The 11,500-nt window shown below is 49.4% G+C and carries 12 protein-coding genes; 6 read left to right on the top strand and 6 right to left on the bottom strand.

Features of this window, described 5'->3' with window-relative positions:
* Positions 1-78 precede the first annotated feature (78 nt).
* A complete protein-coding gene (locus IPJ88_01835; GenBank protein QQR90510.1) occupies positions 79-1,632 on the top strand; it encodes a hypothetical protein in 1,554 nt (517 codons plus the stop codon).
* Here the strand turns inward: IPJ88_01835 and IPJ88_01830 are convergent.
* Genes IPJ88_01830 through IPJ88_01820 form a run of 3 tightly spaced genes read right to left on the bottom strand, consistent with a single transcriptional unit; the run spans position 1,619 to position 4,355 of the window.
* The gene (locus tag IPJ88_01830; GenBank protein ID QQR90509.1) at positions 1,619-1,993 is read right to left on the bottom strand and encodes a hypothetical protein; all 375 of its coding nucleotides are present in this window, start codon (positions 1,991-1,993) and stop codon (positions 1,619-1,621) included. The genes IPJ88_01835 and IPJ88_01830 overlap by 14 nt on opposite strands.
* A gap of 1 nt (position 1,994) precedes the next feature.
* A complete protein-coding gene (locus IPJ88_01825) occupies positions 1,995-2,654 on the bottom strand; it encodes a TrkA family potassium uptake protein (GenBank protein QQR90508.1) in 660 nt (219 codons plus the stop codon).
* A gap of 21 nt (positions 2,655-2,675) precedes the next feature.
* Positions 2,676-4,355, bottom strand: coding sequence for a hypothetical protein (locus tag IPJ88_01820; protein QQR90507.1), 1,680 nt, complete (start codon positions 4,353-4,355; stop codon positions 2,676-2,678).
* 112 nt (positions 4,356-4,467) lie between these two features.
* Here IPJ88_01820 and IPJ88_01815 point away from each other — a divergent pair, with 112 nt between their 5' ends.
* The 4 genes from IPJ88_01815 to IPJ88_01800 all read left to right on the top strand — a co-directional run bounded on the left by IPJ88_01815 (position 4,468) and on the right by IPJ88_01800 (position 7,819).
* Complete coding sequence (locus tag IPJ88_01815) at positions 4,468-5,136, top strand: transposase (protein QQR90506.1); 669 nt, start codon at positions 4,468-4,470, stop codon at positions 5,134-5,136.
* A gap of 136 nt (positions 5,137-5,272) precedes the next feature.
* Positions 5,273-6,502 carry a sodium:proton antiporter gene (locus IPJ88_01810; GenBank protein QQR90505.1) on the top strand — a complete coding sequence of 410 codons (1,230 nt, stop codon included), beginning with the start codon at positions 5,273-5,275 and terminating at the stop codon, positions 6,500-6,502.
* Between the two features lie 289 nt (positions 6,503-6,791).
* The gene (locus IPJ88_01805; GenBank protein QQR90504.1) at positions 6,792-7,337 is read left to right on the top strand and encodes an SDR family oxidoreductase; all 546 of its coding nucleotides are present in this window, start codon (positions 6,792-6,794) and stop codon (positions 7,335-7,337) included.
* Between the two features lie 182 nt (positions 7,338-7,519).
* Entirely contained in the window at positions 7,520-7,819 is a 300-nt protein-coding gene (locus IPJ88_01800; protein ID QQR91937.1) for a hypothetical protein, read from the top strand.
* On the opposite strand, the gene IPJ88_01795 is transcribed toward IPJ88_01800, so the two are convergent.
* The 3 genes from IPJ88_01795 to IPJ88_01785 form a co-directional block, all read right to left on the bottom strand.
* Complete coding sequence (locus IPJ88_01795; GenBank protein ID QQR90503.1) at positions 7,816-8,358, bottom strand: transposase; 543 nt, start codon at positions 8,356-8,358, stop codon at positions 7,816-7,818. The two genes, IPJ88_01800 and IPJ88_01795, sit on opposite strands and share 4 nt — an antisense overlap.
* Positions 8,359-9,233: 875 nt before the next feature.
* Positions 9,234-10,271, bottom strand: coding sequence for a CDP-alcohol phosphatidyltransferase family protein (locus IPJ88_01790; GenBank protein ID QQR90502.1), 1,038 nt, complete (start codon positions 10,269-10,271; stop codon positions 9,234-9,236).
* 105 nt (positions 10,272-10,376) lie between these two features.
* Positions 10,377-10,625 carry a hypothetical protein gene (locus IPJ88_01785; protein ID QQR90501.1) on the bottom strand — a complete coding sequence of 83 codons (249 nt, stop codon included), beginning with the start codon at positions 10,623-10,625 and terminating at the stop codon, positions 10,377-10,379.
* A gap of 441 nt (positions 10,626-11,066) precedes the next feature.
* Between IPJ88_01785 and IPJ88_01780 the strand changes: the two genes are divergently transcribed.
* On the top strand, positions 11,067-11,471 hold the full coding sequence (locus IPJ88_01780) for an SDR family oxidoreductase (protein ID QQR90500.1): 405 nt from the start codon (positions 11,067-11,069) through the stop codon (positions 11,469-11,471).
* Positions 11,472-11,500 lie beyond the last annotated feature (29 nt).

Below are 11,500 nucleotides of genomic sequence, written 5' to 3'. Positions count from 1 at the left end.
AGTCCGTTTGCGGCTTCGTATGGTTGCGTCGGCAAGGTACTGAGTAAAATGACTCCGATGCAAATCAGAAGAAACAAGATGAAATTATTGAGCGTGTTGATTGGAACACTTGTGTGGGTGGTTGCCTGTGGCGGATCCGGTGCATCGTCTGCAGGACAAGCAACAGTCAGCTGTCCGGTGCAAGAGCAAAAAGCCGCCAGCCAACCGGAGATAGAGGCCCTCTTGCGGGATGTCCTGGCGCCGCAGCTTTGCGCGCGGGTGCAAGGTAGTTTTGTAGCGCTGCCAGAAGAAGGCGCTCCCGAGGGCCCTCTTGCGGCAAGTGCTCCTGCGGTAGGGAGGTGGAACATTGATAGCTGTCAGAGCCAAATCAAAGACGATGTACTTGAAGTCTTTTTGCAAGGCAGTGGTTTTACTTGGGTGGATCAACAAAGTTCTGGTTTTCAGGTCAAGCAATATCTATTTTTTGATGCTTCGGCTTCGTTTCGGGCCAAGGCACATCTTGGTTATGAGCCAACGAAGAAAGTCGTTTCTTTATGGCTGATTCCCGATGGTGCAGTGCAGGCCAATGTGCAGCCGAAAGGCGATGTGAGCGCGAGAGCGACCAACGTCTTTTCGTCGGTGGTTGGTGGTGTGCTTGATTTTGCAGGCAGCAGCGTTGATGCACAAGCTGTCGAGCAAGCCCGGCACACGGGCACCGAACGCTTCAAGCGTATTTTGGCTAAGGGTTTTACCTTGAGTATCGATCTCGGCAAACAACAATCCGACTTTATGGTGGGTCAGCTTGCGCTGGGTGAGCTGCCTAAACGACCGTTTGATAATTTGCTCGAAGGACAGTGGTTGATTAACGGCCGTTCGAAAATCTGGCCTGGGGGTTGGGATATCCTTGGACCGATTCCACAGCAGCCTGAGCCGCGAGTGCTGCAAGTCGGACTTGAAACTGGCCATGCCGCGGAGCTATCGGTGTTGTGTGCCGAGCTCATGCAAGACTTTCTGCGCGGCGAGCAGGCCTTTTCAAGCGACATGCCAAAGTTGGCAAGAAAACTATCAAAAATTGACAAAGTTGGCATGTTAGAAAGCATTAAATTGCCAGACCTGTCATGCCCTCTAGTGGTCATGATCACACCTGCTGCGGGGAATGCAGAGCCGGTGACCTTGCGCTACCGCGATATGCCTGAAGCGTTGCTTCATCAGCAAGGCGCGCAGCTACAAGGTGCCAGTGCAGTGCACTATCCGGTTGAAGTCAGTTTGCTTGATGTGCAGTTGGCGGGCAAAGACGCCAACGGCCGTGACTGGGATTTACTTGGCGGAAGACCTGACATCTTTGTTGTTTCATCTTACGGGCAAGAGCAACGACAGCTGGATCGCACAAACACCGTTCAGGACAATAAGCGTGCTGTCTTTAACCGAAAGTTGCCGCGGCGTTTTACTGAGCTAGACTTACCTTTGCGTTTTATGATCTTTGATGCGGATGCGACCCGTGATGAGCTTGTGGGAATGGCCATGTTGGAGAGCAAGCAACTGCCGAAGACAAACACAACAACGAAACAGTTTACTTTAAGCCTAGCGGTGCGTAGTCTAAATGCTGATGCTAAAGTATTGGGCTATTTGCGTCTAAAAGTTATTCATCCTTGAGTGTTGTGCTAGTGGCTTTATCAAAACTTTTGTTGAGACGTTCGGCTAAGAGGTGAACATCATCGGCAGCATGCTCGAGATGAACACGACGCCAAGAGTTGCCAGACTCAACTTGGGAGAGGACTTCGGCTATTTCAAATAAGGGGGCAAGGATCCTTAGGCGAATTCGAGACCACAGAAAAAGCACAAGTGTCAGGCCGATAATACCGATGGCGGCGACGGACCACGACGATGCGTCATGGCTCGTTGTGTGAGCGATGGCGTTTTCGGATGCGAGCGCAGAAAGAGCGATTGCGGTGACCGAAAACACCACCAACAAAAGAACGACCATGATAAGGTGAATCTCTTTTGCAATGCGCATGCTATACGCTCTCTTCCATAAGCTTAACGATGTTTTCTTTTTGAGAAATCACAACGAGGACGTCGTCTTTTTCCAGAGGCATTTGCGGGTTGGGTGCAACCGTGGTTTTGCCTTGCCGTTCGATGGCGGCAACGGTGACGCCGAAGCGTCGCGGCAGGGCCAAGTCGATTAATGTTTTTCCCTCAAAGGAGGGCGGAAGGTGCAGTTCTCCAAAAGCCATGCCGCGGCCCATGGTCACGATGCCTACAACATCTTCATAGACAAGGTGTGCTGCGATACGTGAGCCGAATTCGGCTTCGGGGTTGATGACTTCATGTGCACCAATCGAGCGTAGGATTCGTTCGTGCAGAGGGTCGTTGCCTCGGGCAAAAACCTTTTTGGCTCCCATTTGTCGGAGTAGCGCGGTGCACAAGATCGAGGATTCGCGCGACTCATCGCCAATGGCGCAAATGCAAACGTCGCGGTTTTTGGGTGCCGTTTTGAGCAGGGCTTGCTCATCGGTGGCATCAAAACGAACGGCTTCAGTAACAAACTCAGCGGCGATGCTGACCCTGCGCTGTGACTTGTCCACTGCTAAAACCTCGACACCAAGTTCCGAAAGCGATTTTGCAGCAGCCATGCCAAATTGACCAAGGCCGATAATGAGAGCTTGTTTTTTCATATTATTCTCTTAGCTGATGCACTAACCCACATCAATGTCTTCTTCCGGATAAAACCACTCACTTACTTTTCGATCAAGGTGAAAAAGCGTGAGCGCACTCAGAGGCCCTACGCGGCCAATGAACATACAAATCATAATGACAACTTTGCCGAAGGATCCAAGCAGCGCCGTTGCGCCAAGTGATAATCCTACAGTTCCCATGGCAGAGACCACTTCAAAAGCGATCAGTTCCGCGGGCATGTGCTGGCTTGCGTAAAGCAAGATGCTGGCACACAGCACTCCAAAGGCGGCGAGGGCGGTGATAGAAGCAGCGCGAAATACCGTTTGATTGGGAATGTGTCGTTTGAAAACATTGACCTGCCAGCGTCCACGTAACGCGCCAATAACAGCCATAACAAGCACAAATAAAGTTGTTGTCTTGATGCCGCCAGCTGTGCTGCCAGGACTTCCACCGATGAACATAAGCATCATCATGATCGTGCGTGTGGCCGCGGTGGTTTGTGAAAGGTCTACAGAGTTGAAGCCTGCCGTACGGAGTGTGACGGATTGAAACCATGCATTGTGCAGGCGCTCTACGATACTTAATTCCTCAAGTGAATGGTTCCACTCCAAAAGCAAAAACAGAACAAAGCCCAAAACCAGCAAAGCTGCGCTTGTGTAGCACACGATTTTTGCACGCAGCGATAAACGCTCTTTTCGAAATTTAAGAATGCCCAAAATCACAACAGGTGAAAGCCCTCCGAGGATTATAAGAGTTGCCACCGTATGCATGATGTAGGCGTTTTGTTGGTGAGGAATGATGCTGCTGCTATCCAGGGCAAAGCCAGCGTTGCAAAACGCAGAGATCGCCGTAAAAACACCTTTCCAAATGGCGCCTGACCAAGGGATTGAATCGCTTTTAAACAGTACCGCTAAAAGCCCAGCTCCGATGCTCTCGCAGCACACTGTAACAAGTAGCGTTACACTCAAGGCCCCCAAAAGAGAACTGCGATTGGTGGCGCTTGCGATTTCAGCAACAGCGCTTTCGTGCTTGAGGCTTATCCGGTTTCCAAACAGGCCAAGCACTGCTGTTGAAAGCGTCATAATCCCTAAGCCGCCAACCTGAATTAGAAACAAAATGACACCCTGCCCAAACGAGCTAAAATCATGGGGCGTATCAAGGACGATAAGTCCGGTGACGCACACTGCGCTTACAGAGGTAAACGCTGCGTCGACGAGCGCAAACGATCGCGTTGTGCTGGCGGCAGGCAGCATAAGAAGTACCGTTCCAAGCACACACAAAAGGCCAAAGGTTGTGACCAGTAGACGTGCGGGATGGCCGCTTATTGATTCGAAAAGTTGTCTGAATAAAGAAAAGTCTTTTTCAAGTTCGTTGGAGAAGCGCTGTGGTCGCCACACTATCCAGAGCACGAGTAACGAAACGAAACTGGCGACAAAAATGTGCAATACGGAGCGAGTAAACTGAGCTCCGCTGAATAAAACAGGAACCAACAGAGCAGCGGTTCCCGCCCATTTGTTTCGTTTATCATTCAATGGAAAAAGTTTGCTGGCAAGCACAAAGAGCGCTGCAAACAAAGCGCCAAACACAAAGGCATGGGGAAAGAGTGGCCATAGATCCGAGGATAGCCAAGTCTGGCTGACAAAAAGCAAAATCGCTCCACTTATCAAGTACTCCTTTTGACTGGTGGATGGCTGTTTCATAAATGACGCTTTACCACAAAACCCGGGGTCACTTTCCACCTAATTTTCGCTGCTTTTTAAAGGAATAAAATGATCCAATTCGGAAACTTCGTTGAGAAGGAGCCGATAAAGGATGATGCCAAGAAAATGCCGTTATCAAGTGCTCGTTCCCGACCGAGTTCATCACGTCTATATGCGTGGAAATAATCGAAGAACTCTTTTCTCGTCGAGTGTCGAGCGTCGCCGCTACCTTATGATTTTGGAAGAAGGCTTGAGTAAGTATCCCTGCTTACTTCATCACATTGCATTACTAACAAACCATATACACTATGCGCTGACACCGCCCAATCTCGAGACACTAAGTAAGCTGATGAAGTTTGTTGGTCAGAAATATGCCGTCTATCGAAATCGTCGTCGAGGGGGAACAGGCAAGCTTTTCGAACAGCGCTACGAATGTCGGGTGATCGCCAATGACAATCACATGAGAGTTATTGGCGGCTATATTGATCTCAATCCCGAATTGTCGGGTATGCCAAAACGTTATTTAGCGTGGAGTACCAAGAATATTCATCTAGGTGAACCAAGTCTTACGATTCCGGAGTGTCTGTGGACTCCGAGTCCTTGGTATCTCGCACTTGCTACTACCGCTAAAGGGCGACAAGCTTCGTACGCCAAATGGCTTAGCGAGTATCGAGCCCGCCGCCAAGGCTGGGATAAGGAATTCGACGTGTTTGGCACGCAGGTACGAGGAGACAAGTGTTTTAAAGGTGTCCTTCGTCCAGATGGAACCTCTGCGAGATAGTTTTTGCGAGTAGCGAGAAACGGCAAAACTGGTGGCGTAAAGGCCTGTTTTAAAGGGCTGCAATTGCTGGGAAAGTGACCCCGTGTTGAGGGGGTGTCTCTTTCAATCCCATCTTGATAAAGGTAGGACTGGGAGCATGCAAAGCACGCTTCTTTTGTTATTGCTGGTTGCCAGTGTCGTTGCGGTGATTGCAGCCCGGATTCGTGTTCCGTACACGGTGGCGCTGGTGGCGGCGGGTTTGCTTTTGCGGCATTTATCGTGGACCTGGCCCGGTCTGCCTCTTCATGGTTTGCGTCTTACACCGCATTTGTTGATGGACTTTTTTTTGCCGGTGCTTTTGTTTGAAGCTGCTTTTCATTTAAGTTTCAACGTTTTTTTCAAAAACATTCGCATTATTACATTGCTTGCCTTCCCCGGCGTGTTGCTCGCCACCGCCATTGCTGCAACGCTCAGTGTGTATTTGGGTCGCTATGCGGGAATCAACTGGGGCTGGGGTGTTGCGCTGCTTTTTGCTTCGATGCTTGCGGCAACTGATCCAGTGAGTGTAATCGCGCTTTTCAAAGAACTCGGTGCCCCAAAACGTTTGAGTGTGGTTATGGAAGGTGAGTCTCTGCTAAACGATGGCGTTGCTGTGGTGCTCTTTACGGTGCTGGCTGCGAATCTTAGCTTAGGACACACGGAGCACGTGCTTAGTTTTGCATGGGTATCACGCTTTTTCGCTTGGGAGGTTTTAGGTGGCCTTGGGCTTGGAGCAGTCATTGGCTTACTGGTTTCCTATTTGCTGACCTTTAGCGATGATCGTTTAGTTGAAATCACGCTTAGCACCGTTGCGGTTTTTGCAAGTCATATGTTTGCTGGGCAACTGCATGTATCGGGTGTGCTTGCTGTCGTCGCGGCTGGTATGGCATGTGGCAATGTTGGTGCAAAGTTTGGTCTATCGGAGCGCAGTCATGAGGCGGTAGCTGGTTTTTGGGAGTATGCGGTCTTTGTCTCCAATTCATTTGTTTTTCTTCTTATTGGTGAGGAAATCAATTTACGCAGGCTTGGCTCGCACCTTGACCTTGTGGTCTTTGCCTGGCTGTCGTTGCTGATCGGACGTTTTTTTGTCGTTTGGTTGGTGAAGCGTTCGGTGCAACGAAGCAAAGAACAATTGCCGACGTCATGGACTGCTGTGTTAAGTTGGGGTGGCTTGCGTGGTGGACTATCGATGGTGCTTGCGCTAGGTCTGCCAGCTGATTTTGCATATCGTAAGTTGCTTATCGATCTTGTGTTTGGGGTTGTTCTTTTTTCAATCGTAATACAAGGTCTGAGTATTCCTTCCGTCCTTAAGTGGGCCTGCCGGCGTACACCGGAAAGTGGAAGTTAGATCGATCTGAAAAAAGGCCAAGGAGTTGTAAGATGCATCGTTTGGGTAAAATACGTACGTGGTTGATTGCTTTGTGTTTTTTTATTTGTGTCTTCGATTCTCATTCTTTGGCTGAGCGAGTTTCCTCCCCCAAGCATTCAAAGTGCACGGCGTACCGCAATCTTGCTGGCAAAGTGATGCTTGTGACCGGCGCAAGCTCCGGGTTGGGTAAGCAGCTTGCACTCGATGCTTCAGCATGTGGCGCTGTACTTGTCCTCCTTTCCAATGAAAAACTGAACTCGAACACGTTGTGCGTGAAATACAAGCTAAAGATGGCAAGGCAGACTATGTACTTTGTGATATTCGCCGAGCGCCACAAATTGCAAAGGCAGTGAAGTGGGTTTTTTCTAACTATAAAAGAGTAGACATTTTGGTAAACAACGCTGGAGTATGGACCGACGATCAACTTGAAAAAAAACGACCTGAACTACGCGATAATGTTTTTGCGGTGAATGCTTTGGGTAATATTCAGTTCACCGAAGCGATGTTGCCTTATCTGAAAAAGCAGAAAAACGCTCATATTGTAAATGTAATTTCGACCTCTGCGGTGCCTGATCTCAAAGAAGGTGACAACAAAGGTTGGAAATCCTATGGCGCATCAAAATGGGCATTCGCTGGGTACACCAAAGCCTTGCGTTTGGATTTGGAAAAGGAGAAATCGCAGATTAAACTAACAGCCTTTTTCCCTGGAGGTTTTGAGAGTAAGCTCTATGAGCGTGCGGGACGTGCTTTGGCACATGAGCAACCATGGATGATGAAAACCAAAGACGTTGCTGAAACATTTTGTTTGTACTGAGTCGTCCCGAGGATGTGTTGATTCCGCGCGTTGTCATGACGAAGCACAACCCTTAACGGAGTCCAACGAAATATATCTAGGTGGGTATGGTTATGTATTTAAAAATGTTGATCTGCGCTCCACTGCTTCTTGCGGCTTGCGCATCATCCCCTGAACACAAGCAAAGCGAGAAAAGGTCTTCGATGACAGAAGGGGGCAGCGAGGCAAGCCGTGACTCTTTGCGTCCAGCGTTTCATTTCACGCCAAAGTCTCACTGGATGAACGATCCAAATGGTCTTGTCTTTTATAAGGGCGAATACCATTTGTTTTATCAATATAATCCAAATGACATCGTGTGGGGACCCATGCATTGGGGGCATGCGGTAAGTCAGGATCTTGTGCATTGGAAGCATCTGCCGATTGCTCTTTATCCGGACGCGCTTGGTACGATTAAAAGAATAGGTGAAAAAGGTGTCAGCAACCGTTTTGAAGAAAGATGTTAGTTTGCAGGCATAGGCCGAAAAGAACAGTCATCGCACAGCATGGCATTGAGGATGCAAAGCAGTTTTCGGGACGCTGCTGTGAGGGCGACTTTGGGTGGCTTTCCTGCTGCGATGAGTCGTTCGTAGAAGATGGGGAGTGTTGCGTTGAAACGCACGGCGACAAGCATGGCCATGTACACGCTGCGCCGTACATGGGCCCGGCCACCGCGGATGCGTCGTTTGCCTCGAAACCGCCCGCTATCGCAGTTGTAGGGGGCAAGTCCGGCTAGGGCTGCGGCTTGTTTAGGGCGAAGGCTGCCAAGTTCAGGAAAATCACTGAGTAGGCACGCTGCACTGCTCTGAGCAATCCCTTTGAAACTCTGAAGTAGGCTTGCTCTGCAGCCAAGCGTACTGTTTGCCTCAAGGAGGGTTGTGATTTCTGCCTCAAGCATCTGTGTCTGCTCTTTGAGATAAGCGATGCTTTGCTCAAGATGACGCTTTATCCATGGATGCCTTGCTTGCGATAGGCGCCGCTGCTCATCACCTCGCATCTGCGCCAACTGGTTTCGCCGTAAAACAAGGCCTCGCAGCAAGCTGACACACGGTTTTTCCAAAACCTGGGTCGCGACGGTCGCGAGGGAGGCTCCCACCTTTTTCTATAAAATCTTCAAGACACAGGGTCGCTTCATGTAGACAACGTAGGGCTAGTTCGCTTTGTGCTAGAAAGTTTAATCTTTACGTTGCCTACATGAAGCGACCTGACACTTAAATTAAATGACACCTAAACAGAGTCTTCAAGCTCGGAGGGTCGGTAGCTCTGGGCCGCAGGGAAGTGCTACGACCCGGGTGGGGTGAACATCAAAGATGTTCGGGATCCCCACATTAGAACCCGATGTGGGCCTATGCCCCTCCTGCGGCGGCAAGACGAAAATAGTTGAGTTTGTGGATGCCGGAAAAGCGCCGAGCAGTCGTTCGCCACCGAGGCAGCCGGCATCAACCCCACAACTATTCTTACTCTTTGCTGGCTGACTCAACAGGACCGTGATGCCCCGCTGCGCCCGCGTTGCCTCATTCTTGGATTTTTCCCGTCGGGCTGTGGCACACTGGTCACTATTCGGTCCATTCTGCGCTCTGGTTCCCCAAGCCAACTTGCTACGGCGGCCACGACCCTTTTTCCATGGCGTTTGCTTGCCAAATCCACCTTCCGAACTTCAAATTCCTCCTTCGGAATCCCTAGGCTTATTGAACCCTGCCGGCAATGCAACGAATCATGAGCCAACGCAGGATGACAGCAGCTGCAGCTGCGGACTTGGCGGAAGGCCCAGCCGCGCGGCCCAAGGGTTTTGGGTATTGCTGCTGGTGGGTTGGTTGATACGACGCAGGTGGTAGTAGCGATCAAGAGTAAAGCCTGTAGCTTTACCCAGGTATCCCAGACTCACATCGTGAAATGTTTGGATATGGTTGTTATGGTTCCAAAGAACTCAAGCATGACTCTTGCAAAAAGATACAAGAACAACAAACACCCCAAAATTGTTTCTTGATGTTGCGGCAAAGGGAACAACCAACCTGCCGCATTCATTAAGACAAGCACCATGACAAGAAAGGGATCAGAAATTTTTATCGCCTGATGTCCAAATCTGGCGACAACAAATTTTCCTGCATAGTAGTTGCCCAGAAGCAGTAGCAGCAAACCGTGAAGCAGCAGAGGCCCTTGTGTGTTTTCAGCCCAGATTACGAGCAAAACAAAGGAAATGCTGGGCGCTAGAAGGTCTGAAAAATGATTTCGCAAACGCCGAATGGGGGACATAAGACTAACCAGAACACCAATGCTCATGACAAGAAAAAGTGTTTCGGGGATTGAAAGGTACGAAAACAGGAATTTTTGGTTGATAGTTTCCACGCCAAAGATAAGAGCAGACGCGTAGGTCAGAATGATTGATGTCATGGCTTCTATATTGCCAACGAAACCTAAAACCACCTCTCCTCTTCGAAGATGCTCCCAAAATGTGATCATACTCACCCAACATACTGTCCCAACTCCCAAAAGAGTGAAACCTTGACTCAAGTCAAGCATCAGAGCGAAACCAAAAACACACAACGCTGCGCTGTAATTGTCAAACCAATGGTCCAAAAATTCCCCAAGCTTTGAAGCGCGATCAGTACGCCTAGCATGCTCTCCATCAAGGTTGTCAATCGTGATGTATGCCGCAATACAGAGGCCCGATACTAGGAAAACGAGCTTTGAAGAGTTGGGCGCCAACACGATCAAAAGAAAAGAAAACCAAGCAAAAGAATTGCCACATATGGTTAAAACATTGGGTGAAATCGTTTTTGGAATAAACTGCAGGATTGGTCGCCAGAAAAATTGTCGGAAGAATGGCAAAAGCAATGATCTATCTTCTACACGGTAAACATATTTTTTTTTGTCACTATCGGAAAACGTCATCGCTTTTTTAGAATCATGAAATCGCACGCTGGGATTAAGGTGTTTCTCGTCGAAAAAAATCCAACCACGGCCTCAGCCATGCGCCCCGTATAATGCCATAGGTTATGAGCTTTCAGTTTTCTTTCTTTGCCCTTAGTTAAGATATCCCGCGGCAACGTCAACATAGTCTTTATAGTCCCAGGTGCCTTCGCTCTGGACACAAATCTTGGCTATGCCAGATGCGTTGTTTGTGCCTCCGCAATTTTGGATACGGTAACCAAGTCCTCCATCAAAGGGATCTTCCTTCAATGGAAAGCCATTACAACCACCAACCAAAAAGCCTTTGTTGCTCCCTTGGCAACTGCGCCAGCCTAATGTGCCCTCGAAACAAGTAAAGTTCATGTAGACGTTATCCTTCGACGATTCAGCGAGATCCGAGGTTTCCCCTCCTCAGGTATCACGGCGTGCTTGCTGCCCATGCCCCTCCTGCGGCGGCAAGACGAAAATAGTTGAGTTTGTGGATGCCGGAAAAGCGCCGAGCAGTCGTTCGCCACCGAGGCAGCCGGCATCAACCCCACAACTATTCTTACTCTTTGCCGGCTGACTCAACAGGACCGTGATGCCCCGCTGCGCCCGCGTTGCCTCATTCTTGGATTTTTCCCGTCGGGCTGTGGCACACTGGTCACTATTCGGTCCATTCTGCGCTCTGGTTCCCCAAGCCAACTTGCTACGGCGGCCACGACCCTTTTTCCATGGCGTTTGCTTGCCAAATCCACCTTCCGAACTTCAAATTCCTCCTTCGGAATCCCTAGGCTTCCTGAACTACGTGATAATGTTGTTGCGGTGAATGCTTTGGGTAATATTCAGTTCACCGAAGCGATGTTGCCTTATCTGAAAAAGCAGAAAAACGCTCATATTGTAAATGTAATTTCGACCTCTGCGGTGCCTGATCTCAAAGAAGGTGACAACAAAGGTTGGAAATCCTATGGCGCATCAAAATGGGCATTCGCTGGGTACACCAAAACCTTGCGTTTGGATTTGGAAAAGGAGAAATCGCAGATTAAACTAACAGCCTTTTTCCCTGGAGGTTTTGAGAGTAAGCTCTATGAGCGTGCGGGACGTGCTTGGGCACATGGGCAACCATGGATGATGAAAACCAAAGACGTTGCTGAAACAATTTTGTTCGTACTGAGTCGTCCCAAGGATGTGTTGATTCCGCGCGTTGTCATGACGAAGCACAACCCTTAACGGAGTCCAACGAAATATATCTAGGTGGG

It is taken from the genome of Myxococcales bacterium (assembly GCA_016699535.1).
Lineage (GTDB): Bacteria > Myxococcota_A > Polyangia > Polyangiales.
Note: the sequence above shows the minus strand (reverse complement) of the source record. Positions and strands in the feature narration are given on the sequence as shown.